Genomic DNA, 22,059 nt, shown 5'->3' with positions numbered 1-22,059 from the left:
TTCCCCGGAACCGTGTCCGAGCGGCCGAAGGTGCAACTCTCGAAAAGTTGTGTGGGTGTTGAGCCCACCGTGGGTTCAAATCCCACCGGTTCCGCCACCGTCCCTCATGGGGATGCAGAAGACCCCCGAACCGCCCGGTTCGGGGGTCTTCTGCATCCCGCTACCATCGGTGGCGATGACGGAGGATAGCTCGGCCGATGCGGTCGCGGTGCGGCGCGATGCCGCTCGGATCGTCGCGGCGCAACCGGTCGGGGGTTCGATCCGCGCAGCGTCCGATCGCATCCACGTCGACGCCCTGCGCATCATCGCGCCGCAGGCCGCGGATGAGCTGCGGCGCGTGTCGATCGAGGAGCGCCGCGCTCTTCGCGGCGAAGAGCACGCACGGGCTCGGACGTCGCCTCCGATCGCGGCGATCGCATCGATGCTGTTCGCCGCGGTGGCGGCGGGGATGGTCAGCGGGTACCGCGGAGATCTCGTCATCGATGATCTCGACAGTGGTGCTCTGCTCGCGATGGCGTGCGCGGTCGTCTCGTTCGTGCTCGCCATCGTGTCGGAGCGCGATCGCGGCCGTCGTCCGCCCGCTGACTACCCCCACGTCGGTGCGACCTACTGGTGGGTGCAGGGCGGCCTGGTCGGCTTCGCGCTCGTCGTCACGGTGATCCGTGCCGCGGGAGACGTCTCCGTCGAGGTCGCGAGCGCGGTCGTGGTGCTCGTCGTCGTCGTTCTCGGTACCGGCGCCCTGGGTCGCGGAGCGCTGGTACGCGATCGCCGCCGGCGGGCGCTTCGGGCTGCTCTTCGTTCGACGGCATCGCACCGCCCGGAGCCCGCGGACGCGGGTCGCGGGAACATGACGGAACGGGCCGCCGAGGGGGTGCTCCGCTCCCTCCCCGCCGTCGAACGCCGTCGTCTCGTCTCCCTCGAGAGGCACGCGCTCATCGAGCTCGCGGCCCGGGACGGTGCGCCCCGGGCCGCACTGGAACGGGCGCTCGGCGACGCCGGCCGCCGCATCACGCCGCGTCCCTCCCTGTTCGCGATCCCCCGCCCCGCCGGCGCTCGCGACTGAGTCGCCGCGCGCTCGGCCGCTGGCACCGCTCGGGGCTCGTCGCATCTCACTCGCCCCGCACGCGCTCCAGCTCCGCGATCGCGACGCGCGCGGCATCGGCGATGAGGGCGTCGTCGTACTCGGCATCGGCCCCGGCGTCGTCGCGGCTCGAGAGCACGGCGAGCACGTAGGGCTCGTCGTCGGGCGGCCAGACCACCGCGATGTCGTTGCGCGTGCCCCAGGCGGCGGAGCCGGTCTTGTCGCCGACCGTCCAGCCCTCCGGAGCTCCGGCCCGGATGAGAGCATCCCCGGTGGTGTTGCCGACCAGCCACTCGAGCAGCTGCTGCCGGTCGCCGTCATCCAGTGCGTCGCCCACGGCGTACGCCTCGAGAGCGCGGGCGAAGGCGAGCGGGGTCGTGGTGTCGTCCTCCGACCCGGGCTGCCAGTCGTTGAGCGCCGTCTCCTCGCGCGAGGCGACGGTCGTGTCGTCGCCGACCTCCTCGAGCGCCGCATCGAAGCCGGCCGGGCCGCCGAGCGCGTCGAACAGCAGGTTGCCCGCCGTGTTGTCGCTGAAGCGCACGGCCGCGTCGGCGAGCTCGCGCAGCGTCATCCCCGCGCCGACCCGCGTCTCGGTGATCGGCGAGTAGGTGACGAGGTCGCTCTGCTCGACGGGCACGACCGCGTCGAGCTCGGTGTCGGTCGTGCGGTCGAGCACGGCGGCGGCGGCGAGCGCCTTGTAGGTCGAGGCGAAGGCGAAGCGCTCGCCGGCGCGGTACTCGAGCACCTCGCCCGTGCGGGTGTCGATCGCGGCGAGGCCGAGCCGCGCGTCGTACTCGGTCTCGAGGGCGGCGAGCGCCCCGTCGAGGTCGGAGGCGGCGTCGGTGTCGGGGGCGGCGGTCGCGGTCGAGATGCTCGCGGGCGGCTCCGCCGCGGCCGTGCATCCGGCGAGGGCCGCGATCGCGACGATCGAGCCGAGGGCGGTGGCGACGAGTCGGGGTGGCGTGCGGGTCATGCGGGGGAGTCTCCTTCACTCGCGGCGTCGGTCGCGCCGCTCGTTCCAGGGTGCCGCCGTGCATCCATTCAGGAAAATGATCGAGAGCGTCGCTTCATGCTGTTCGTGAATAATCTCGATGCATGGATGTTCTCGCCGCCGCCCGTGCCTTCGTCAGCGTGAGCGCCCGGGGCGGCTTCACCGACGGCGCCGCCGCCCTGCGCATCCCGCAGTCGGTCGCCAGCCGCCGCATTGCGGCTCTCGAGAGGCAGGTCGGATCACCGCTGTTCGACCGTTCGCGGCGCGGGGCCGCCCTGACGCCCGCGGGGGAGGGGCTTCTGCCGGTGGCGCGGCGCCTCGTCGAGCTCGGGGATGAGTTCCTGCTCGTCGCCGAGCAGGGACGGCGACGCACGGTGCGCATCGCCGTGCCCCGCACATCGATCCCTGCCCTCGCCCGCATCGCAGCGGCCGGGCTCCAGCACGATCTGACTCTCGAGTGCGTCGAGGGCGACGTGCCGCAGCGCGGGCGGATGCTCGGCGACCGCGTCGTCGCCGTTGCCGTGCTGCCCGCCCGGGGCGGGTAGAGCTCCGGTCGCGCGGCCGCCGCGCCGTCGTGGGCCGTGCCGCTCGGTGTCGCGGCGCGTCCCGGTCCGGCATCGCTGCCGTCCCGCCTCGCATCGCTGCGCGGGGTCCGCATCGATCAGCGCCCGTCGAAAGTGCTGCACCTGCTGCCCGAGGATGACGTGCCCGCGGTCCGGGACGGCGCCCTCCGAGCGCGCGACGGTGCAGGGCTGCGGCACGACCAGGTTGTCATGGCCCGCTCGGCGCCGCTCGCGCTCGCTGCCGTTCTCGGGTCGAACGACCTCATGCTCTGCTCGCGCGCCCAGGCCGAGAGCTGGGGTCTGCGCTGGCGCGCGCTCGCCGATCCCGCGCTCGAGCGGGTCTCGGTGCTCATCGGCGACGCGGAGGCCGTGCACGCCCTTGATCACGCTGACATCGGGCAGTCGATCGCGGCCGCGCTCGGGGCCGCGGAGCCTGGCGCGTGAGCCGCCGAGCCGCGGCTGCGGCGCGCGACCTCCTCGATGGTGCGGGCCTCACCGCGTCGTTCCTCGCCCGCGACCTCGATTCCGGCCTCGAGATCGCGCACGAGCCCGATCGCCCGTTGCCGGCCGCCTCGCTCGCCAAGGTGCCGTTGGCGGCGGCGGTGCTCGACGCGATCGAGCGAGGCGTCATCACCGCCGGGCATCCGGTCGTCGTACCGCCAGGCCTCATCGATTCGGCCGGGCCGACGGGCCTCACGCGTTTCCGCCACCCGGCTACGATCGCGGCGGAGGATCTCGTCTCCCTCGCCGTGACCATCAGCGACAGCGCGGCGGCGGATGCCCTGCAGGAGCTCATCGGAGCCGAGGCTGCGCCCGCGCTCCTCGCGCGGTGGGGCGTCGAGGGGTGGGAGCTCCGCTCCTCGCAGGCGGAGCTCGCGCGGACCCCGCTCGAGCGCGTCGAGCCGGCGGACGCGACGCTCGTGCAGGTCGCGGCGATCGCGGCGGCGTCGCGCGGGGGCGGCCACCCCATCGCGCAGCTCGACGGCGGGCGGGCGTCCACCGTCACCGCGCGCGGGGGCGTCGATCTGCTCGCCGCCCTCTGGCGATCGCCCTGGGCGTCGACCGCGACGGCTGCACGGCTGCGGGCGATGCTCGGCGCCTCGGTCATTCGACAGCGCATGGCCCCCGACCTCGAGTCGGAGGACGCGCGATGGTCGTCGAAGACGGGCACCGTGCTGACGCTGCGGCACGAGATGGGCGTGGTCGAGCACCGATCGGGAGCGCGGGTCGCGCTCGCCATGCTGACTCGGTCGTCGGTGCCTATGACGGTGCAGCCCGCCGCGGACGCGACGATGGGTGCGGCGGCCCGGTTGCTGATCGACGCGGTGCGCGATCTCGATCTCGGAGGATGACGCGGTCGAGCGCCTCACGTGCTCGTCCGATCTCGCCCTGCGACTTCTCGAGACCCTTGTTGTACATTCTGTTCATTAGTTGACGCCATGTCGAACCGCGTCACGGAAAGGCAGACCATGTCCGACAGTCCCGTCCTCGTCCCCTTCACGCACGAGGCGACGACGTATCTCACCGGTATCGCCGCTGACAACAGCAAGGCCTACGTCGAGGAGCATCGCGAGGTCTACGACCGCGCGATCCGCCGGCCCATGGAGGCCCTGCTGGCTGAGGCCGAGCGTCGCTACGGCCCCGGCAAGATCATGCGCCAGAACCGGGACGTGCGATTCAGCGCCGACAAGAGCCCGTACCGCGTCGATGCCAGCATGATGGCGGGCGAGGTCGGCACCGTCTACGTCAACCTCGACGCCGAGCGCATCGAAGTCGGCGGCGGGCTCTACGGGCCCTCCAAGGACCAGCTCGAGCGCGCCCGCGGCCTCATCGTCGATGACGCGGCCGCGGCCGAGGAGCTCGAGTCGATCGTGAGCGCGCTCGAATCCCAGGGCTTCGAGCTGGCCGGGCCCTCGCTCAAGACCGCGCCGCGCGGCATCGACCCGGCGCATCCGGCGATCCGACTGCTGAGGCTGCAGCACTACGCGGCGCTGCGGCGCCTGCCGGTGGAGGCGCCGCCCAGCGAGGTGCTCGCGGTCTGGAGCGCGACCGAGCCGCTCATCGAATGGGTGGCCACGCGCGTCGGCCCGGCGACCACGAGCCGAGGGCACTGAGCACGGGGCGAACCTCGCGCGAGAATCCCGAGCCGCCCCCCGGTCGGATCAGCCGTTGCTCTTCACGCGCCGCCCGGCCCTCGCCTCGGCGGTCGTCAGCGCGATGCGCTTCTCGCGCGTCGGCGGGGTCTTGGCGCTCGCGATCCAGCGCAGGATGTTGCGCCGCACCGAGGGTGGGAAGGCCTCGTAGACGGTGAGCGCCGGAGGGGCCGCGTCGAGCGCCCGGCGCAGGTCGTCGGGGACGACGAGGGCGTCGACGTCGGCCATCGCCTCCCACGCGCCGGAGCGGCGCGCGGCCTCGACGCTCGCCAGCCCCGCCGGCGCCATGCGCCCCTCGGCGATGAGCCGCTCAGCGCGATCGGTGTACGTCTTCGCCCACGGCTGGGTGCGCCGGGGACTGATGAGCTGCATCGTGCGCTCGTCGTCCACCGCCCGCCGGATGCCGTCGATCCAGCCGAAGGCGACGAGCTCGTCGAGCACCTCCGCGGTCGAGAGGTACTTCGCGGGGACCGCCTTCTTGAAGGTGACGAGCCAGACCGCCTCCTCCTGCGCGTGGTGCCTTTCGAGCCAGGCCCGCAGCTCCGCGGCGGAGGCGACCTCGACGTGGGGGAAGCGATCCGATCCGATCATGCGTCGCGGAGCCCGTCGACGACGATGCGGACGGCCGCGTCGAGCACCTCGTCCACGGGGGCGGCGCCGTGCATCAGCACGGCGTGCGTGACCATCCCGCACAGCATCAGCAGCGCGGCCTCCGCCGCTGGTCCTCGACCGAGCGCGGGGAGGGTCTGCCGCATCGGACGCTCGCCGTCAGCCACGAAGCGATCGCGGATCGGAGTGATCTCCGGGTTGGTCTGGGCCCGCTCGGCGAGCGTCGCGAGCGCGCGGTCCAGCCGGTGCTCGACCATCGCGCGGCAGAAGCTGGCCAGCTCGCCGCGCAGATCGGCTTCGGCATCGCCGTCCGGGCGGTGGTGGGGCATCCCGCCGTACTGCGCGAAGGCATCGCGGATGAGATCGGTGCGGTCGGGCCAGTGCGCGTAGACCGTCGCCCGGGAATAGCCCGCCTCGGCGGCCACGCGGGCGGGAGTCACGGCCTCCCACCCCTCGTCGAGCAGCAGGCGCAGTGCGACGGCTGGCACGTCGTGCCGTGTTCGGGCGACCCGGGGGTCGACGTTCTCCGGTGCGGTCATGCGGCGCTCCTCCCGTCCGGCGAGGCGCTACCTCGCACGGTGTCCAGAATCAGACGGTGCGTCCAGCGGACACCCTGACGCTACTCGGTGCCGAGCACGTCGTGGTGTCTACGCCCCGCTGCGCTTCTTGGCGCTCTTCCGCAGCTCGCGCGCGACGTCGGGCACGTACTGGTGCTGCTCGCGCGGCGGCCGCTCGTAGTCGGTCGCCTCGGGGCGGTCGGGAATGACCACCTCGTCGAGCTCGGTGCGGTGGTAGTCGAGCTGGCTGAGCAGGTGGCTGATCGTGTTGAGGCGGGATGCCCGCTTATCGTCGCTCTCGATCGTCCACCACGGCGCCTCGGGAATGTCGGTCGCGGCGAACATGGCGTCCTTCGCGCGCGAGTAGTCCTCCCAGCGCAGGATCGACTCGAGGTCGGTCGGCGAGAGCTTCCAGCGGCGCATCGGGTCGTTCAGCCGCGAGGCGAAGCGGGCCTGCTGCACGTCGTCGGAGACCGAGTACCAGTACTTCAGCACCGTGATGCCGTCCTCGACGAGCATCCGCTCGACGACGGGCACCTGGTGAAGGAAGCGGCGGTACTCCTCATCGGTCGAGTAGCCCATGACCCGTTCCACGCCGGCGCGGTTGTACCAGGAGCGGTCCATGAGCACGATCTCGCCCGCGGTCGGCAGCCGCTCGACGTAGCGCTGGAAGTACCACTGGCCCTTCTCGCGCTCCGTGGGCTGGGGCAGGGCGACGACGCGGGCGTGCCGCGGGTTGAGGTACTGCATGACGCGCTTGATGGCGCCGCCCTTGCCGGCGGCATCGCGCCCCTCGAAGATCACCAGCACCCGGGCGCCGGTGGCGATGACCCACTGCTGCATCTCGACGAGCTCGATCTGCAGGCGCGTCAGCTCGGCCTCGTACACCTTCTTGGGAACCCGTTTCCCGGGTCCGTGCGTGCTCGACTTCTTCGACATGCGTCTTCCCTCGGTCGCGCTCACCCTAGACCCAGGTTCACACCGACCCCCTTGCGCGATACCCCAGGGGGGTATATCTTGGCCGCATGAGCCAGCACACTCAGCATCTCGATGCCCCCACTCACGAGCACGCGCAGCACGATCCGCACGCCGGTCACGGCGGCGGTCACTCCGGCCACGGAGGCCACGGAGGCCACGGCGGTCACGGCGACCACGTCGCCCAGTTCCGACGACTCTTCTGGTGGAACCTCGTACTCGCCGCGCCGGTCGTCGGCTTCAGCATGATGTTCTCGATGCTGCTGGGCTATGAGCTGCCGGGCATCCCGGGGGTCGAGTGGATCTCGCCGGTGCTCGGCACGGTCATCTTCGTCTGGGGCGGGCGCCCGTTCCTGACCGGCGCCGTCGGCGAGCTGAAGGCCCGGCAGCCCGGCATGATGCTGCTCATCGCGCTCGCGATCACGACCGCCTTCATCTCGAGCATGGGCGCGAGCCTCGGCCTTCTCTCGCACGAGCTGGACTTCTGGTGGGAGCTCGCGCTGCTGGTCGTGATCATGCTGCTCGGCCACTGGATCGAGATGCGATCGCTCGCGCAGACCACGAGCGCGCTCGACTCGCTCGCGGCCCTGCTGCCCGACGAGGCCGAGCGGGTCACCGCCGACGGCACCGAGACCGTCTCGCCCGACGACCTGCAGCTCGACGACGTCGTCATCGTGCGCCCCGGCGCCCGCGTGCCCGCCGACGGCCGCATCACGCAGGGCTCGGCCGAGTTCGACGAGTCGATGATCACGGGCGAATCCCGCACCGTGCGCCGCGGCGAGGGCGACCAGGTCGTCGCCGGAACCGTCGCCACCGACTCCGGCGTGCGCATCGCCGTCACCGCGGTCGGCGACGACACCGCACTCGCGGGCATCCGCCAGCTCGTCGAGACGGCCCAGAACTCCAGCTCGCGCGCCCAGCGCCTCGCCGACACCGCCGCGAAGTGGCTGTTCTGGTTCGCCCTCGGCGCCGCCGTCATCACCGCGGCCGCCTGGCTGCTGCTCGGCAGCCCCGGCGACGCCGTCGTGCGCACCATCACCGTTCTCGTCATCGCCTGCCCGCACGCCCTCGGCCTCGCCATCCCGCTCGTGGTCTCCATCGCCACCGAGCGCGCCGCCCGCGCCGGCGTGCTCGTGAAGGACCGCCTCGCGCTCGAGAGCATGCGCACCGTCGACACCGTGCTGTTCGACAAGACCGGCACGCTCACGAAGGGCGCTCCGTCCGTCACGCACGTCGAGACGGCCGAGGGCGTCACCGACGAGGAGCTGCTGGCGATCGCCGCCGCGGCGGAGGGCGACAGCGAGCACCCGCTCGCCCGCGCGATCGTGGCGGCTGCGAAGGACCGCGAGCTGAGCATCCCGACCGCGACCGGCTTCACCTCGAGCCCGGCCACCGGCGTCAGCGCCGAGGTCGACGGCCGCACGATCGCCGTCGGCGGCCCGCGCCTGCTCGACGACCACGGCGTCGCCGAGCTGGCCGTCGCCGAGCAGTGGCGCGAGCAGGGCGCCATCATCCTGCACGTGCTGATCGACGGCCGCGTGGCCGGGGCGCTCGCGCTCGCCGATGAGATCCGCCCCGAATCGCGGCAGGCGGTGGATGCCCTGCAGCAGCGCGGCGTCACCGTGGTCATGATCACCGGCGACGCGGAGGCCGTGGCGCAGACCGTCGCCGCCGACCTCGGCATCGACCGGGTGTTCGCCGGGGTGCGCCCCGAGGACAAGGCGGCCCGCGTGGAGTCCCTGCAGAAGGAGGGCCGCAAGGTCGCGATGGTGGGCGACGGCGTCAACGACGCCCCCGCGCTCGCGCAGGCCGACGTCGGCATCGCGATCGGCGCCGGAACGGACGTCGCGATCGGCTCCGCCGGCGTGATCCTCGCTGGCGACGACCCCCGCTCGGTGCTCTCGGTGATCGAGCTGTCGCGGGCGAGCTACCGCAAGATGAAGCAGAACCTGTGGTGGGCGGCGGGCTACAACCTGCTCTCCGTGCCGCTCGCGGCGGGCATCCTGGCCCCCATCGGCTTCATCCTGCCGATGTCGGTCGGTGCGGTGCTCATGTCGCTGTCGACCATCGTGGTCGCGCTCAACGCGCAGCTGCTGCGCCGGCTCGACCTGCGGCCCGCCGAGCAGCCGCAGGTCGAGGCGTCGAAGGGCTAGTTCTTCACCAGCAGGTGCGGGTGCTGCGCCTCGACCACGTTCGGGTGCGCGCGCAGCCGGCTCTTCAGCCAGTTGCGGCCGAACACGGGGTGCAGCGGGTTGTTCGGGTCGCGCTCGACGCCCGGCGCCTCGGCGGCGAGCTCGGCGGGCAGCTCGATGGTCGGGATGACGGCGTCGAGCGCGGGCCCGTGGAAGTAGGGGATGGAGATGCGCTCGGTGCCGGCCTTCGGCGAGATGACCCGGTGGTTGGTCGCCTTGAGGTAGCCGTCGGTGGCGATCTCGAGCAGCTCGCCGATGTTGACGACGAAGGCCTTGTCGATCGGCGGGGCGTCGATCCAGTCGCCGTCCTTCTCGACCTGCAGACCCGCCTTGCCCTGCTCGACGGCGAGCAGGGTCAGCACGCCGAGATCCTTGTGGGCGCCGACGCCCTGCGCGGGCTCCTCGGCGTCGATGCCCGGGTAGCGCACGATCTTCATGTTGGGCGAGGGGTTCGCGGCGAATGCCTCGTCGAAGACGTCGGGGCGTGCACCGAGCGACTCCGCCCAGGCGCGCAGCAGGCGCGTGCTCACGTCGGTGAGCAGCGCCATCCACTCCTCCGCGTCGACGCGCAGCTGCGGAAGCTGCTCGGGCCACAGGTTCGGGCCGTCGAGGATCCAGAAGTCCTCGACGCCCTCACCGGCGGGCACGGCCGGCCGCTCGGCGCCGATGTCGATCTGCTCGCGCCAGTCGACCTTGCCGAGGGTGCGCTCGCCGCCCGTACGGGTGTAGCCGCGGAAGTGCGGGCTGTTGACGTTCTCGATCGCGAGCTTCTGCTGCTCGGGCAGGGCGAAGAAATCCCGAGCGGTGTCGAACATGCGCGCCCACAGGTCGTCGGGCACGCCGTGGCCCACGAGGTAGAAGAACCCCACGTCGTGGGTCGCGGCGCGCAGCTCGTCGCGGAAGCGCTGCTGATCGGCGGGGGAGCCGTCGAGCAGGGAGAGATCGATGATGGGGAGGGAGGCCACGGGAGGGTTCCTTTCGATGGGGACGGGCGGGTCGGGGTCACCGACGGCATCGCCCTGTCGCGCATCCATCGTGCCCACCCCAACCCTCGAAGGGGCTGGATCGGGCGCCAGGCGGCTCGTGAGCGGGGTCTGCAGTCGGGGGCGCGGCAGGAGCGCGCCGGGGGTCGCGGAGGCGACCGACTAGCGGCGACAGCAGAGACAGCGGAGGGTGCTCACGATGGGTCGAGCGTAACCCCCTCGGGGCGCCCGGGCCAAGCCCGATCCGATTCGGGATGCCCGCCCCGCGTCGGTCGTGCCCTCTACCCTGGGCGGCATGCTGCGCACCCTCGCCGTCGAGAACTACCGCTCGCTCGCCCACCTGGTCGTGCCCCTGGAGCAGCTCACGGTCGTCACGGGCGCCAACGGCAGCGGCAAATCGAACCTGTACCGCGCGCTGCGGCTGCTGGCCGGCATCGTGCGCGACGGCGCGCTGACGGCGCTCGCCGCGGAGGGCGGTCTGCGCAGCGCGCTCTTCGCCGACGACCGCCCGCGGCGCGATGCGGTCGCGATGCGGTTCGGCTTCGCGGCGGACGAGCTGTCGTACGCGATCGATCTCGGAATGCCGCAGCCGGGGGTGAGCCCCTTCCCGCAGGATCCCGAGGTGAAGACCGAGGTGGTCTGGACGGGCGAGACGCGGCGCCCCTCGACGATCGCGGCCGATCGCAAATCCCTGAGGGTGCGCCTCCGCGGGGCGTCCGGAACGCTCGAGACGGCGCCGTGGCGGGTGCGGGAGACCGAGTCGATGCTCGCGACCCTCGCCGATCCCGATTCGGCGCCCGAGCTCTTCGCGCTGCGCGAGCGAGCGCGGGGCTGGCGGTTCTACGACGCGCTGCGCACCGACGTCGACGCCCCCGCGCGCCGCCCGGGGCCGGCGACCTTCACCCCGGTGCTCTCGGGCGACGGCGCGAACCTGCCGGGCGCGCTCGCCACCGTGCTGCGGGTGGGGCAGGCGGCGCGGCTGCAGAACGCGGTCGGCGACGCCTTCGACGGGGCCGAGGCGGTCGTCGAGGACGACGACCGCGGCATCGCGCGCGTGGGGCTGCGCCAGCCGGGTGTGCACCGCTCGTTCGAGGCGGCCGAGCTCAGCGACGGCACGCTGCGGTTCCTGCTGCTCGCGACGGCGCTGCTCTCCCCGCGGCCGCCGGGGCTGCTGGTGCTCAACGAGCCCGAGGCGAGCCTGCACCCGAGCCTGCTGCCCGCGCTCGCGGCGCTCATCGTCGACGCGGCCGAGCACAGCCAGATCGTGGTCGTCTCGCACGCCGAGGGGCTGGTGCGCGGGCTGCGGGCCGACGCCGGCGTCATCGAGCTCGTGAAGCCCGGCATCGCGACGAGCGTGGTGGGCGTGCTGCCCTTCGAGGGGCCCGCCTGGACCTGGCCCGGCCGCGGCTGAGAACGGTCGCTCCGCCCGGATAATATGGGAGAGGCGCGAATCCGTTCGCGCTCATCCACCGGTCTGCGGCAAGAAGGAATCGCGATGGGCACTCTCGTCTACAGCACCACGGGTCAGGAGTTCGCCTTCGACGACTACGTGCTGCAGCACCTGCAGATCCTCTTCGCCGGCAAGCTGCGCCGCGGCGAGAACTTCTTCCTCAGCTGGCGCGACCCGCAGAGCGTCGGCGACGGCCGCAGCGCCGTCTGGGTCGACCCGTCGATCCCGCTCTACTTCCGCTACGACGGCCCGGCCCACAAGCAGCTCGACCGCGAGTGGCTCGAGGAGATGGCCGTGGCCTCCCTCTCGCCCTCGGGTCTCGACCTCTCCGACGACCCGCGCATGTCGCACCAGGTCGGCAGCAAGGGCAACAGCGTCAAGCGCAAGGACCAGCCGCTGTCCTAGCGTGCGCCGCCGCGGGATGCCCGGCGCGGGCTACTCGACGATGACGTAGTCGCCGACCGTGACCTCGCCCTCCGCGAGCTCGGGCGATGCGTAGCCGCCGAGGTCGTACCGGAACGAGCCGACGCCCATTCCGCCGCCGCCTCCCTCGCCGCCGCCGTTGCAGAGGCCCAGCCAGTTCTCCTCGACCGGGGGGACGGCCAGCAGGCACTCGGCCTGACCACCGGTCTCCTGCGCCTCGGTGTCGATGATGAAGTAGAAACGCACCCCGTCGTGCTCGCCGAGCAGCCTCGTGCTCTCCGGGTCGAAGGCGGTCGTCTCGAAGGGGCTGGCAGTCTCGACGCGGTCCTCGGGCGTCTGCTCGCGCTCGAGGAGCCCGGAAGCGGCGCCGACTCCGCCCGTGCATCCGGCGATCATCGCGACCCCCGCGAGTGCGGTCGCCGCCAGTCCGAATCGTCGTCCGCGCATCGACGCTCCCCTTCGCCCCGCCCGACCGGTGCCGAGCAAGGCTCAGGCTACGCGGCGGTGCGCTGCTGCGCCAGCCATTCCTTCGCCGCGGCGATGTCGCCGACGTCGACGCCGTGCCCGCCGGCGCGGATGTGCCGGCGCACGGTCGCCCCGTGCTGCTCGGCGACCTCGGCGAGGTGCGCGACGCTCGCGGCCGGAGCCATCGGGTCGGCGGCCCCGTTGACGAGCAGCGCCGAGACGGCCGAGACGTCGCCGATCGGGTCGCGCTCGGCGAAGGGGTACATGCCGCAGAGCGCGACGACCCTGTCGATCGCCTCGGGGTGCAGCAGGGCGGTGGCCAGGCCGATGTTGGCGCCGTTGGAGAATCCGACGGCGATGAGCGGGGCATCCTCGATGCCGTACTCGACGCGGGCGGCGGCGATGAAGGCCGCCAGCTCGCCGGCGCGCACGATCACGTCGTCGACGTCGAACACGCCCTCGCCCATGCGGCGGAACCAGCGGGTCGCCCCGCCCTCGCGCACGAGCCCGCGGGGAGCGAGAACGCCCGCCTGCGGGTCGAGGTGCGCGGCGAGGGGCGCGATGCCGTGCTCGGTGTCGCCCGTGCCGTGCAGCATCAGCAGCACCGGATGCCCGGCCTCGCCCGCGCGGAACAGGTGCGGCCACTCGGCGAGCGCCGGGGTGCCGGCGGTCATGCCGCCACCTCCGGGTTGTTCTCCTCCGGCAGCGCGACGGGGATCACGCGCGCCTCGATCGCCTCGCGCGAGGGCTCGAGCCACGGCGGCAGCTTGAGCGAGCGGCCGAGTTCGAGCAGCGGCTCGTCGATGTCGAAGCCCGGGGTGTCGGTGGCGATCTCGAAGAGCACGCCGCCCGGCTCGCGGAAGTAGATGCTCGTGAAGTACTGCCGGTCGAGGATCTCGGTGACCTGGTGGCCCTTGCTCGCGAGCTCGTCGCGCCACACCTGCTGGGTGGCCTGGTCGGGCACCCGGAAGGCGATGTGGTGCACGGTGCCTCCGGCGGTCAGGCCCGCGGGGGCGAGGCTCGAGGCGTGCACGTCGACGAGGGTGCCGGGGGCGCCGTCGCCGGCGGCGAGGCGGGTGCGGTTGCCCTCCTGCTCGACCACGCGCATCCCGAGGTCGTCCACCATGAGGCCGACGGTGCGCTCGGCGTCCCGCACGGTGAGCACGCTCGAGTGCTGGCCGCGCACCGCGTACTCGGCGGGCACGCTGGCCGAGTCCCACGGGTCGCGCGGGTCGTCGGCGTGGGTGGCGACGAGCTCGATCTGCAGGCCGTCGGGGTCGATGACGAGCAGGCGCTCCTCGGTGCTCGAGGTCGAGGTGATGCGCGGGTCGAAGCCGAGGTCGCTGAAGTGCTGGTGCCACCAGCCGAGCGAGCCGGCGGGAACGCTGAAGGCCGTCGAGGTCGACTGGCCGGCACCGACGCGGCCGGGGGCGACGCCCCGCCACGGGAAGAAGGTCATGAGGCTGCCGGGCCGGCCCGCCTCGTCGCCGTAGTAGAGGTGGTAGGTGCCCGGGTCGTCGAAGTTGACGGTCTTCTTGACGAGCCGCAGTCCGAGGCCGCGGATGTAGAAGTCGATGTTCTTCTGGGGGTCGCCCGCGATCGCGGTGACGTGGTGCAGGCCCTCGGTGGTGGCGGTCATGATGCTTCTCCTGTCGACAGTGCCGATGATATCCATGCAAACGCATCGAATCCCGGGAGTATTCCGTGCATCGTGCGCGGGGCATCCCCAGATTCGCGCTTTAGCGTGAACGCACGATGACGCGATTCGACGCCAGCCGCTTCCTCTCCCGCCTCGGGCCCCGCGCGCCCCAGCCGGTCGAGTACTGCGCCACGATCGTGGTGCGCAGCGCCGTCACCAAACTGGATGCCCTCGCCATCGTCGCGCTCGCCGTCGACCGTCCCGTCGAGAACCAGCGCACCATGCGCCCGAAGGTGCCGCTCGTCGAGGGCGCCTGGGTCGAGATCGAGATCCCCAAGTTCGGAGAGCCGCCGCCCCTCGCGATCGATGTCTACTCGACCGTGAGCGACGACCACGCGCGGCTGCAGGCGCTGACGCTGCTGGCCACGCTGGAGGAGTACACGGGCTGGAGCATCCGGCCCGACTTCACCGTCTGACCGGCTACTGCTCGACCCGGCGCATCCGGATGCTCGCGAACAGCGGCTCCATCGCCGGCAGCACCTCGGCCACCGCCGAGGGGTCGGGGTGGATGAGCTCGAGCACGGCCACGGCCTGCTCGGCGATGCCGATGAGGCGGGTGACGACGACGGGCGGGGTCGTGGTCTCCAGCAGCACGATGCCGCGGGCGGCGACGTCGAAGCCCGTGCCCGGCGTCGGCTCCACCCCGTGCAGCACGCCGCCGACCCCGGCGACCGCGATCGCGGCGAGGTCGTCGTGGGTCGTGCCGCCCTCGTAGTCGGAGACGTAGAGGTGCACAACGGCCTCCCGGCCCTCGCGGGGCAGCAGCCAGAAGCGCTCCGACACCTCGTCGAGCGGCGGCTCGGCGACGACGGTGGCGAGTGCCGTCGCGCGCAGCAGGTCGCGGCGCTGCACGGCGTCGAGCTCGGGCCGGGCGGCTCGGATGGACGGGTCGACCTCGGCGAGCATCCCGTCGGCGATCGCGGTGGCCCACTCCTCGGCCGAGGCGAAGTCGTTCCAGGGGAACGCCAGCGGCACCGGCAGCCAGAGCCGGTGGTCGAGGTCGAGCGCGTACTGCAGGGTCATCGCCATCGGAACGTCTCCGCGATCGTGTCGGCCAGTTCGACGAGCGCGTCCACGATCTCGCGGTCGGCATCGTTCGGGTACGGGATGCTCACCAGGAGCACCGCACCGCGATCGGCCCGCTCGCCCGGAACCGGGAAGCCGTAGCCGATGATGCGCGCGCTCGACCCCTCGAGCTCGCCTGTGGAGCGCTCGGAGGTCTCCCACCGGTGCACGACCCCCAGCGGCGTCTCGATCGGGGTCGTGGCGGTGCGGGCGAGCTCCTGCAGCCGGTCGGCGAAGGTCGTGCCGGGGCGCGCGACCTGCCGCAGCACCGCCAGGGTCATGGGCGTGACGGGCAGATCCTCGTCGTCGCCGGGCATGTACACGCCGTCGGCGCGCAGTACCGCGAGCCGGCTCCACTGCTGCTCGATCATGGTGCGCACCTGGGCGTCGAGGTCGGGGCGGCCGAGCGGCTTGAGCTTCGCGGAGGCGAGTGCGATGAGCTGCTGCTTGCCCTCGAGGTCGGCGGTGAAGCGCCGCCAGCCGGGCGGCACGAGCAGGTGGTAGCCCGTGGGTGGGGCGGTCATCGGCGCCACCACGGTCGTCTGCGCTTCTCGGCAAGCACCGCCGTCCATCGCACGCTGCCGGCGATCAAGTCGGCGCAGTCGCGGTAGGCCTGCATCGAGTGGCGGTCGGAGGTCGCGGTTATGTGAATCTCTATCACTCTTTCCGGCTCGTCGATCTTCGCCTGGTACCGGTATCGCATGATCGTGCCTCCTGAGGAGTCGGTGATGATCTCGCGTCGGGTCGGCGCTCCGTTGACGGCCGCTGCCGTCGGCGCGGGGTCGGATAACGGGGGCGCGTCCCGGTCCGGCACGACGATCCGCATCGGCGCGGGACGATCGTCCGTGCGCGCGATCGCAGGCCGCCCGTCGTGGAGGATCCACCGCCACATCGGCGGAGCCTCGATGTGGAGCTCCGGCACGAGCGAAGCGCCCTGCGGGGGGACGATCGGGAAGAACGCCGGATTCAGACCCGCAGCGCGCGCAGCCGTGTACCCCGTTTGCAGGCGGGTCTGCCCGAGGATCGACGTCACGGCCCCGAGCGCGAATCCCGCGGCGCCGATGGCGTGGTCGGAGAGACCGGGAATCAGGGCGGATCCGCCGACGCGCGCGTTCGGGAAAGCGACCGCGAGCGCCCCGGCGCCGAGCATGCCTGCGAGCGACCAGCCGAAAGTCGTGGTCAGGAATCCGGAGGTGCGAACGGACGTGCGCGCCGCGAGGAGGATGCTCGCCCCCAGAGCGAGCGCGGCCGCCACGATCGTCAGGAGCGCGGGAGGCGTGACGAACGGCCACGGGACGATCGCGCTGCGGGTCGGACGCTGGACCTCGGTGATCTGACCGCCCGAGAGCATGCTCGACAGAATGCCGAATCCGATGCCGATGACAGTGAGGCCGATCGTGCAGATACCGATGACGGCGACGAGCGGCCAATAGGCGCGGTCCCGCAGGATGAAGGGCGAGTCGACGATCACGACCTCCAGCGGGAGGAGGCGGCGATGCTGTCGGGTATCGCGACGACGCCGTCAGCGGTCGTCATGGGCGCTCCGTTCGTCGATCACGTGCGCCATCGGAACGTGCCCGCGATCGTGTCAGCCGTCGCGACGAGCGCGTCGACCTCGCCGGGTGAACGCATGCTGGACGGGCGGATGATCGCGTCGAGCCGGGTGTCATCGCCGCGGTTCCGTGAGAAGACGTACGACACCGCGATCACGTCGTCGGTGCGAGCGACCGAGCGCTCGACCGGAGTCCCGCTCGAGACCACGAACTCTTCGCCGGACGCGCTCGGTGCCCGGTCGACCGACGATCCTGCAAGCAGAAACGAGACCGGAGCCTCGCTCGACGAGTTCACGTGCGGCGGCAGCACCTCCGAACCGATCCGGTGCCAGTGCACCGGCGCGTCGAGGGTGAAGGCGGCTCGAGGGTCCCAATCGTCGGGAATGCGGAGCACCCCGGAGCCGAGCAGCCCTGCCCGCACCAGTCGGTCATGCGACCGCCCCACCGTTACGAGGCGCACGATGAGTACGGCGATGACGAGCACCCCTATGCCGGCCGCAATCAGGTGATCGCTGCGGCCCAGAAGGGGTGAGCCGACCAGCGCGGCAGGGGGCAGGGCGAGAGCGAAGAACCACGAGGAGCCTGCGGATGCCGCTGCCCATCCGAGCAGCGTGGTGAGGACGAGTGCTCGGGTGACGGTGGCGCGGCGTGCCTGATGGAGAACGGCGGCGAGCGCGACCGCCGCGAGCGGCACGGTGATCCACGGGCTCACGGTGAAGACGGGCCAGTCGACGACCGGACGCCACGCGGGAGGCCGGTCGGCGATCACCTGGGCCCCCGTGAGGACCAGGGATCCGAGAAGGTAAGCGAGCAGTAGGGCCGCCGGGCTGAGCAGGGTCACGGCGGCGACGATGATCCCGCGGGTCGCGGTGCGATTCCTGCCGCCGAGGACAGCCTCCGGAGCCGTCACGGAACACGCACCTCGGTGAGGAGCGGGATGTCCGGTCGTACGCCCGTGATGTCGGCCACGTCCACCGCGAAGAAGGTCGACCAGGAGCCGATGTTGACGGCGGCCTGGGCCACGGTCGGCCGGGCGGCGTCGACGAGAGCTGCGGTCTGTCTCACTCCCGCGAGCTCGCTCCACTGCGACGTGCGGAGACCGGTGACGAAGCGCTCCATCTGCTGCATCTGCGGCCCGCCGTTCGCCATCGTGCGGAAGGGGTTGACGAAGACTCCCGGATGAGGAGCTGCCCCGCGGGCGTGCGCGGGAGCGCGGAGCCAGTTCCACGGCGTCCCCCAGGTGCTCCATCGATGCAGCCGGAAGGCCGGCAGGCTCGAGCGCACCGACTGCGTGATCGCGCCGCGGCTGGTCCGCATGACGGCCGATAGCGTGGGAGCGCCGCGGGAGAGGACGCGCCCGAGGCCGAAGGGCAGCAGTCCGACCGCCGCCCAGGCGACGTCGCTCAGCGTGGCTCGTCCGAAAGCGAACTTCAGCAGATTGAGCGCGAGCACGAGGGCCGCGAGGCCGAGCATGATCGCTCCCAGCAGTCCCGCGATCGGAGCTCCGATGACCAGCGCGAGAACCGTCAGGACCAGCAGCACGACCGCGATCACGTCGAGCGCGTTGTCGATGAACTCCCAGAAGCCGTCGTTGTTGCCGGCGGTGTCCATTGCGTTCTGAATGCCGTCCATGGCGTCGTCGTAGGCGTCCGACCACGTGCTGAAGCGGGTCTCGAACTGCTCCCACAACTCGTCGCGGTTCTCCTGTGCGAGCGTGAGGGCGGTGTTTGCCTGGGACATGTCGGCGTCGGTCGAGGCGCGCTGCTGATCGGTCGGCTTGTCCTCCCACGGCAGCACGCTCTCGAGCCGGTCGTGCGCCGAGACGGCGTCGGCGCGGGCCTCCTGCGCCGCCTGGTAGGCGAGCTCGGCCGCCTCTATGTCATCGATGCGCGGGTGGATCCAGCCCTGCGCCATGCCGAGTGCGGCGGCGTAGGTACGCAACGTGCGGCCGGTGAGGTCGTAGCGGGTCGCGGCGGCGGCGAGGTCGGCCGCCGTCTCGCTCGCCATCTCGGCGAGCTTCTCGGTGCCCTTCGAGCGGTGGATCGAGGAGTCGCCGATCGTGCTGAGCGTGTCGGCGGTCGAGTCCATCTGCTCGCCGAGCTGCACGAGCCGGTCTCCGCGCTCCCAGATCTCGTACGACTCGCCCTCGAGCCGGCGCAGCTCGTAGCCACGGTTCGGGGAGCGCATCATGCCCCTCCGTTTGGTGTCGAGCTCACGGCGCCCTCGAGATCGGCCGCGGTCTGCGAATCCCACTCGGTCCAGCCGTCGATGATCGACGACAGCTGATCCTCGATGTTCTGCAGGTTCTCGGCGAGGGCATCCCGCTTGTCGTTCCAGGCGCCCTCGAAGTCGTGCGCCTTGTCGCGCAGCGCCCCGCGGTCATCGGGGCGTCCGATCGACCTCTCGATGCCGTCGGTGAAGGATGAGGCCTCGCTGAACGCCTCGATGGATGCCCGCAGACCGGTACGCGCCTCTCGCAGCCGTTCCAGGTCGAGCATGATGTCGGTCATCGTTCGTCGATCCCCCCTCAGGTATGACGACGACGTTACCGGGCGTCACGGATGGCCGCGATGGGGAGCGCACCCCATGCCGATCCGCCGCGTGCGACCTAGGGCAGCAGGCGCGTCGGACCGCGGAAGAGGTACGTGGTCTCGCGGATCGAGCCGAGCCCGAGCATGAGCATGAGCACGCGCGCGAGGCCCATGCCGAAGCCGCCGTGCGGGGGCACGCCGTAGCGGAAGAAGTCGAGGTAGAACTCGAGCTCCTCGGGCTCGAGGCCCTTCTCCCGAGCCTGCTCGATGAGCACCTCGACCCGGTGCTCGCGCTGGGCCCCGGTGGAGATCTCGGTGCCGTTGTACAGCAGGTCGTAGCTGTTCGTGAGACCGGCATCCCCCTCGTGGCGCATGTGGTAGAACGGCCGGATCCCGCTGGCGTAGTCGGTCACGAACACGAAGTCGTGGCCGTACGTCTCCTTCACGTGGGCCGACAGGCGGCGCTCGCCCTCCGGGTCGAGGTCGCCGTCGGTGCGGGGCACCTCGTAGCCGCCGGCCTTCACGATCTCGTGCGCCTCGGCGAGCGGGATGCGCGGGAACGGCAGCGTCGGAACGCTCAGCTCGACCCCGAACAGCGCCTCGATCTCGGCACCGTGCTTCTCGACGACGGCGGTGAACGCGGCCGCGAGCAGCTCCTCGTGCATGGCCATGACGTCCTCGTGCGAGTCGATCCAGCTGAACTCGGCGTCGATCGAGGTGAACTCGGTCGCGTGGCGGGAGGTGAAGGAGGGGTCGGCGCGGAACGCCGGCGCGATCTCGAAGACGCGGCCGAAGCCGGCGGGCTGGGCCATCTGCTTGAAGAACTGAGGGCTCTGCGAGAGGTACGCCTTGCCCTCGAAGTACTCGAGCTCGAACAGCTCGGCGCGCGACTCCGAGGCGCTCGCCATGAGCTTCGGGGTGTGGATCTCGATGAAGTCGCGGTCGACCCAGTAGGTGCGCAGCGCGTGCTCGAACGTCGTCTGAATGCGGAAGATCAGTGCGGCCTCGGGGCGGCGCAGGTCGAGGAACCGCCAGTCGAGACGCTTGTCGAGGCTCGAGTCGTCGGCGATCGGGGTCTCGGGCAGGGCCTCGCTGACGACCTCGAGCTCGGCGATCTTGACCTCGAGCCCGCCGAGCTTGACGCGCTCGTCGTGCTTGAGCTCGCCGGTGACGCGCACCATCGTGCCGTGGGCGAGGCCCGAGATGGCCTCGGTGATGGCGAGGGCCGCGCGCTGGGCGTCGTCGGCGTCCTCGCCGAGCTCGCGCGTCGCGGGGTTCACCAGCTGCAGGGCGCCCGACTCGTCGCGCAGCACGACGAACTGCACCTTCTTCTGATCGCGCACCGTCTCGACCCATCCGGCAACGGTCACGGTTCCAGCGGGCAGGGGGGCGAGGTTCTTGATGAGGGTGCGGGTCACGAGAGGGCAGTCTACCGGCGGGGTGGATGCCCCTCCGCGGGCCGCTCGTCGCCCCGGCCCGCACCCCGTCCGCCCGCGGGGCCGCCGCCAAGCCCCCGCTCGTAGACTGGGGCCATGCCCGCCGACATCGTCCACCTCGTTCGCCACGGCGAGGTGCACAACCCGAAGCGCGTGCTCTACGGGCGGCTCGAGGGGTTCGGCTTGAGCGAGCTCGGGCACCGGATGGCCTCCTCGGCGGTCGCGGCGCTCGCCGGGCATCCCGTCACCGCCCTCTACAGCTCGCCCCTGCAGCGGGCCCGCGAATCGGCGGCGCCGTGGGCGGAGGCCTTCGGGCTCGAGCCGCACATCGACGAGCGCATCATCGAGCCGACGAACCGCTTCGAGGGCAAGCGCATGAACAAGCGCACGGTCATGCACCCCAAGCACTGGCACCTCATGCGCGACCCCTCGGTGCCGACGTGGGGCGAGCCCTTCGCGCAGATCGCCGCCCGCGTGCTCGCCGCCATGGAGGACGCGCACCGCTCGATCGACGGCGGTGAGATCGTCATGGTCAGCCACCAGCTGCCGATCTGGATGGCGCACCGGGCGGTCGCCGGCGAGCGCCTCGCGCACGACCCGCGCAAGCGGCGCTGCTCGCTGTCGAGTATCACGAGCTTCGCCTGGCGCGACGGGGCGTTCACTGAGATCGGCTATCAGGATCCCGCGGCAGACTTGCTCGAGCAATCAACCGACCTCGGAGCAGTGTGAAGACCCGCCTCGCCCCCGCCCTCGCCGCCCTCGCGGCTCTCGCGCTCGCCGTCTCCGGATGCGCGCCGACGGAGGGCGACCGCCTCGCCGAGGACTACCGCTCGGGCTCCGGCCAGGGCTACATCTCGGGCGACGGCGCGTACACGGTCGTCGCTCCCGAGGATCGCCAGGAGCCGGTCTCGTTCGAGGGCGTGCTCGACACGGGCGAGAGCTTCGACACCGACGACCTCGCCGGGCAGCCCTACGTCGTCAACTTCTGGTACGCCAGCTGCCCGCCCTGCCGGCTCGAGGCGCCCGATCTGCAAGAGCTCAACGAGGAGTTCGCCGACCAGGGCGTGCCCTTCATCGGCATCAACATCCGCGATCAGGCGGCGCAGTCGCTCGCCTTCGCCGAGCAGTACGGCGTCACGTACCCCTCGGTCATCGACATCGACTCGGGGGCCGCGCGCCTCGCCTTCGCGGGTCAGGTCGCGCCGAACGCGGTGCCGACGACCCTGGTGGTGGATGCCCAGGGCCGGGTCGCCGCCCGCATCTCCGGCCTGCTCACGGAGCCCTCGACCCTGCGCGCGATGATCACCGACACGCTCGCTGAGTCGAGCTGACG

The 22,059-nt window shown here is 71.8% G+C and carries 27 protein-coding genes and 1 tRNA gene; 12 read left to right on the top strand and 16 right to left on the bottom strand.

All coding sequences use genetic code 11. The annotated features are described in order from the left end of the window. The first annotated feature begins 6 nt into the window (after positions 1–6). Positions 7–97 (top strand) — tRNA-Ser (locus tag OVN18_RS03615). Positions 98–160: 63 nt separating this feature from the next. Here OVN18_RS03615 and OVN18_RS03610 read toward each other — a convergent pair. Next, positions 161–379 (bottom strand): hypothetical protein, encoded by a 219-nt coding sequence (locus tag OVN18_RS03610; protein WP_267781986.1) that lies wholly within the window; start codon positions 377–379, stop codon positions 161–163. A 42-nt stretch (positions 380–421) separates the two neighbouring features. On the opposite strand from OVN18_RS03610, the gene OVN18_RS03605 reads away from it, so the two are divergent. Continuing rightward, a complete protein-coding gene (locus OVN18_RS03605; protein ID WP_267781983.1) occupies positions 422–1,063 on the top strand; it encodes a hypothetical protein in 642 nt (213 codons plus the stop codon). 46 nt (positions 1,064–1,109) lie between these two features. Here the strand turns inward: OVN18_RS03605 and bla are convergent, their stop codons facing one another. Further along, positions 1,110–2,054, bottom strand: coding sequence for a class A beta-lactamase (bla, locus tag OVN18_RS03600; protein WP_267781982.1), 945 nt, complete (start codon positions 2,052–2,054; stop codon positions 1,110–1,112). A gap of 122 nt (positions 2,055–2,176) precedes the next feature. Here bla and OVN18_RS03595 point away from each other — a divergent pair, with 122 nt between their 5' ends. From OVN18_RS03595 to OVN18_RS03580, 4 genes are all read left to right on the top strand, one after another. Then, positions 2,177–2,617, top strand: a complete 441-nt coding sequence (locus tag OVN18_RS03595; RefSeq protein WP_267781980.1) for a LysR family transcriptional regulator — start codon at positions 2,177–2,179, stop codon at positions 2,615–2,617. A 159-nt stretch (positions 2,618–2,776) separates the two neighbouring features. Further along, positions 2,777–3,079, top strand: a complete 303-nt coding sequence (locus OVN18_RS03590) for a hypothetical protein (protein ID WP_267781978.1) — start codon at positions 2,777–2,779, stop codon at positions 3,077–3,079. Beyond that, positions 3,076–3,987 (top strand): serine hydrolase, encoded by a 912-nt coding sequence (locus tag OVN18_RS03585; protein WP_267781975.1) that lies wholly within the window; start codon positions 3,076–3,078, stop codon positions 3,985–3,987. The genes OVN18_RS03590 and OVN18_RS03585 overlap by 4 nt, the downstream gene beginning before the upstream one ends. Positions 3,988–4,104: 117 nt before the next feature. After that, positions 4,105–4,749: a DUF2461 domain-containing protein gene (locus OVN18_RS03580; RefSeq protein ID WP_267781972.1), complete on the top strand. Its 645-nt coding sequence runs from the start codon at positions 4,105–4,107 to the stop codon at positions 4,747–4,749. A gap of 48 nt (positions 4,750–4,797) precedes the next feature. Here OVN18_RS03580 and OVN18_RS03575 read toward each other — a convergent pair whose 3' ends face one another. The 3 genes from OVN18_RS03575 to ppk2 all read right to left on the bottom strand — a co-directional run bounded on the left by OVN18_RS03575 (position 4,798) and on the right by ppk2 (position 6,893). After that, entirely contained in the window at positions 4,798–5,379 is a 582-nt protein-coding gene (locus tag OVN18_RS03575; protein WP_267781970.1) for a YdeI/OmpD-associated family protein, read from the bottom strand. Then, positions 5,376–5,936: a TetR/AcrR family transcriptional regulator gene (locus OVN18_RS03570; protein WP_267781968.1), complete on the bottom strand. Its 561-nt coding sequence runs from the start codon at positions 5,934–5,936 to the stop codon at positions 5,376–5,378. The genes OVN18_RS03575 and OVN18_RS03570 overlap by 4 nt, the downstream gene beginning before the upstream one ends. Positions 5,937–6,044: 108 nt before the next feature. Then, positions 6,045–6,893: a polyphosphate kinase 2 gene (ppk2, locus tag OVN18_RS03565; RefSeq protein ID WP_267781967.1), complete on the bottom strand. Its 849-nt coding sequence runs from the start codon at positions 6,891–6,893 to the stop codon at positions 6,045–6,047. Positions 6,894–6,979: 86 nt separating this feature from the next. Here ppk2 and OVN18_RS03560 point away from each other — a divergent pair, with 86 nt between their 5' ends. Then, complete coding sequence (locus OVN18_RS03560) at positions 6,980–9,082, top strand: heavy metal translocating P-type ATPase (protein WP_267781965.1); 2,103 nt, start codon at positions 6,980–6,982, stop codon at positions 9,080–9,082. Here OVN18_RS03560 and OVN18_RS03555 read toward each other — a convergent pair. Then, a complete protein-coding gene (locus OVN18_RS03555) occupies positions 9,079–10,086 on the bottom strand; it encodes an isopenicillin N synthase family dioxygenase (RefSeq protein WP_267781962.1) in 1,008 nt (335 codons plus the stop codon). The two genes, OVN18_RS03560 and OVN18_RS03555, sit on opposite strands and share 4 nt — an antisense overlap. A 313-nt stretch (positions 10,087–10,399) precedes the next feature. Between OVN18_RS03555 and OVN18_RS03550 the strand changes: the two genes are divergently transcribed. Both OVN18_RS03550 and OVN18_RS03545 read left to right on the top strand, forming a co-directional pair. Next, positions 10,400–11,515, top strand: a complete 1,116-nt coding sequence (locus OVN18_RS03550) for an AAA family ATPase (protein ID WP_267781960.1) — start codon at positions 10,400–10,402, stop codon at positions 11,513–11,515. 84 nt (positions 11,516–11,599) lie between these two features. Continuing rightward, on the top strand, positions 11,600–11,959 hold the full coding sequence (locus OVN18_RS03545; protein ID WP_267738202.1) for a DUF7882 family protein: 360 nt from the start codon (positions 11,600–11,602) through the stop codon (positions 11,957–11,959). Positions 11,960–11,989: 30 nt separating this feature from the next. On the opposite strand, the gene OVN18_RS03540 is transcribed toward OVN18_RS03545, so the two are convergent. From OVN18_RS03540 to OVN18_RS03530, 3 genes are read right to left on the bottom strand one after another with little or no spacing between them, the layout of a single operon-like run. Continuing rightward, positions 11,990–12,424 (bottom strand): hypothetical protein, encoded by a 435-nt coding sequence (locus OVN18_RS03540; RefSeq protein WP_267781959.1) that lies wholly within the window; start codon positions 12,422–12,424, stop codon positions 11,990–11,992. A 47-nt stretch (positions 12,425–12,471) separates the two neighbouring features. After that, on the bottom strand, positions 12,472–13,116 hold the full coding sequence (locus OVN18_RS03535) for an alpha/beta hydrolase (protein WP_267738200.1): 645 nt from the start codon (positions 13,114–13,116) through the stop codon (positions 12,472–12,474). Continuing rightward, complete coding sequence (locus OVN18_RS03530) at positions 13,113–14,081, bottom strand: ring-cleaving dioxygenase (protein ID WP_267781958.1); 969 nt, start codon at positions 14,079–14,081, stop codon at positions 13,113–13,115. The genes OVN18_RS03535 and OVN18_RS03530 overlap by 4 nt, the downstream gene beginning before the upstream one ends. Before the next feature lie 116 nt (positions 14,082–14,197). On the opposite strand from OVN18_RS03530, the gene OVN18_RS03525 reads away from it, so the two are divergent. Beyond that, positions 14,198–14,557, top strand: coding sequence for a hypothetical protein (locus OVN18_RS03525; protein ID WP_267738197.1), 360 nt, complete (start codon positions 14,198–14,200; stop codon positions 14,555–14,557). A gap of 4 nt (positions 14,558–14,561) precedes the next feature. Here OVN18_RS03525 and OVN18_RS03520 read toward each other — a convergent pair whose 3' ends face one another. The 7 genes from OVN18_RS03520 to aspS all read right to left on the bottom strand — a co-directional run bounded on the left by OVN18_RS03520 (position 14,562) and on the right by aspS (position 20,708). Then, positions 14,562–15,170 (bottom strand): hypothetical protein, encoded by a 609-nt coding sequence (locus tag OVN18_RS03520; protein WP_267781956.1) that lies wholly within the window; start codon positions 15,168–15,170, stop codon positions 14,562–14,564. Further along, positions 15,161–15,730 carry a hypothetical protein gene (locus tag OVN18_RS03515; RefSeq protein WP_267781955.1) on the bottom strand — a complete coding sequence of 190 codons (570 nt, stop codon included), beginning with the start codon at positions 15,728–15,730 and terminating at the stop codon, positions 15,161–15,163. The genes OVN18_RS03520 and OVN18_RS03515 overlap by 10 nt, the downstream gene beginning before the upstream one ends. Beyond that, complete coding sequence (locus OVN18_RS03510; protein ID WP_267781952.1) at positions 15,727–16,677, bottom strand: GumC domain-containing protein; 951 nt, start codon at positions 16,675–16,677, stop codon at positions 15,727–15,729. The genes OVN18_RS03515 and OVN18_RS03510 overlap by 4 nt, the downstream gene beginning before the upstream one ends. An 83-nt stretch (positions 16,678–16,760) precedes the next feature. Next, positions 16,761–17,600 carry a hypothetical protein gene (locus tag OVN18_RS03505; protein WP_267781950.1) on the bottom strand — a complete coding sequence of 280 codons (840 nt, stop codon included), beginning with the start codon at positions 17,598–17,600 and terminating at the stop codon, positions 16,761–16,763. 65 nt (positions 17,601–17,665) lie between these two features. Next, a complete protein-coding gene (locus OVN18_RS03500) occupies positions 17,666–18,949 on the bottom strand; it encodes a hypothetical protein (protein ID WP_267781948.1) in 1,284 nt (427 codons plus the stop codon). Continuing rightward, a complete protein-coding gene (locus tag OVN18_RS03495) occupies positions 18,946–19,269 on the bottom strand; it encodes a hypothetical protein (RefSeq protein WP_267781947.1) in 324 nt (107 codons plus the stop codon). Before OVN18_RS03495 ends, OVN18_RS03500 begins: the two co-directional genes overlap by 4 nt. A 98-nt stretch (positions 19,270–19,367) precedes the next feature. Next, positions 19,368–20,708: an aspartate--tRNA(Asn) ligase gene (aspS, locus tag OVN18_RS03490; RefSeq protein ID WP_267781944.1), complete on the bottom strand. Its 1,341-nt coding sequence runs from the start codon at positions 20,706–20,708 to the stop codon at positions 19,368–19,370. Positions 20,709–20,822: 114 nt separating this feature from the next. Between aspS and OVN18_RS03485 the strand changes: the two genes are divergently transcribed. Beyond that, positions 20,823–21,455 carry a histidine phosphatase family protein gene (locus tag OVN18_RS03485; RefSeq protein WP_267781941.1) on the top strand — a complete coding sequence of 211 codons (633 nt, stop codon included), beginning with the start codon at positions 20,823–20,825 and terminating at the stop codon, positions 21,453–21,455. After that, positions 21,452–22,057: a TlpA family protein disulfide reductase gene (locus tag OVN18_RS03480; RefSeq protein WP_267738188.1), complete on the top strand. Its 606-nt coding sequence runs from the start codon at positions 21,452–21,454 to the stop codon at positions 22,055–22,057. Before OVN18_RS03485 ends, OVN18_RS03480 begins: the two co-directional genes overlap by 4 nt. Positions 22,058–22,059: the final 2 nt, after the last annotated feature.

The sequence above is a fragment of the Microcella daejeonensis genome, assembly GCF_026625045.1.
Classification (GTDB): Bacteria; Actinomycetota; Actinomycetes; order Actinomycetales; family Microbacteriaceae; genus Microcella; species Microcella daejeonensis.
The sequence above is the reverse complement of the archived record's forward strand: the minus strand, read 5'-3'. Positions and strand labels throughout refer to the sequence as shown.

Coding starts and splice junctions, on each gene's coding strand:
- OVN18_RS03605 (WP_267781983.1), top strand. CDS start 422: ATGCTGTTCGCCGCGGTGGCGGCGGGGATGGTCAGCGGGTACCGCGGA.
- bla (WP_267781982.1), bottom strand. CDS start 2,054: ATGACCCGCACGCCACCCCGACTCGTCGCCACCGCCCTCGGCTCGATC.
- OVN18_RS03595 (WP_267781980.1), top strand. CDS start 2,177: ATGGATGTTCTCGCCGCCGCCCGTGCCTTCGTCAGCGTGAGCGCCCGG.
- OVN18_RS03580 (WP_267781972.1), top strand. CDS start 4,105: ATGTCCGACAGTCCCGTCCTCGTCCCCTTCACGCACGAGGCGACGACG.
- OVN18_RS03575 (WP_267781970.1), bottom strand. CDS start 5,379: ATGATCGGATCGGATCGCTTCCCCCACGTCGAGGTCGCCTCCGCCGCG.
- OVN18_RS03570 (WP_267781968.1), bottom strand. CDS start 5,936: ATGACCGCACCGGAGAACGTCGACCCCCGGGTCGCCCGAACACGGCAC.
- ppk2 (WP_267781967.1), bottom strand. CDS start 6,893: ATGTCGAAGAAGTCGAGCACGCACGGACCCGGGAAACGGGTTCCCAAG.
- OVN18_RS03560 (WP_267781965.1), top strand. CDS start 6,980: ATGAGCCAGCACACTCAGCATCTCGATGCCCCCACTCACGAGCACGCG.
- OVN18_RS03550 (WP_267781960.1), top strand. CDS start 10,400: ATGCTGCGCACCCTCGCCGTCGAGAACTACCGCTCGCTCGCCCACCTG.
- OVN18_RS03545 (WP_267738202.1), top strand. CDS start 11,600: ATGGGCACTCTCGTCTACAGCACCACGGGTCAGGAGTTCGCCTTCGAC.
- OVN18_RS03540 (WP_267781959.1), bottom strand. CDS start 12,424: ATGCGCGGACGACGATTCGGACTGGCGGCGACCGCACTCGCGGGGGTC.
- OVN18_RS03535 (WP_267738200.1), bottom strand. CDS start 13,116: ATGACCGCCGGCACCCCGGCGCTCGCCGAGTGGCCGCACCTGTTCCGC.
- OVN18_RS03530 (WP_267781958.1), bottom strand. CDS start 14,081: ATGACCGCCACCACCGAGGGCCTGCACCACGTCACCGCGATCGCGGGC.
- OVN18_RS03525 (WP_267738197.1), top strand. CDS start 14,198: ATGACGCGATTCGACGCCAGCCGCTTCCTCTCCCGCCTCGGGCCCCGC.
- OVN18_RS03520 (WP_267781956.1), bottom strand. CDS start 15,170: ATGGCGATGACCCTGCAGTACGCGCTCGACCTCGACCACCGGCTCTGG.
- OVN18_RS03515 (WP_267781955.1), bottom strand. CDS start 15,730: ATGACCGCCCCACCCACGGGCTACCACCTGCTCGTGCCGCCCGGCTGG.
- OVN18_RS03500 (WP_267781948.1), bottom strand. CDS start 18,949: ATGATGCGCTCCCCGAACCGTGGCTACGAGCTGCGCCGGCTCGAGGGC.
- OVN18_RS03495 (WP_267781947.1), bottom strand. CDS start 19,269: ATGACCGACATCATGCTCGACCTGGAACGGCTGCGAGAGGCGCGTACC.
- OVN18_RS03485 (WP_267781941.1), top strand. CDS start 20,823: ATGCCCGCCGACATCGTCCACCTCGTTCGCCACGGCGAGGTGCACAAC.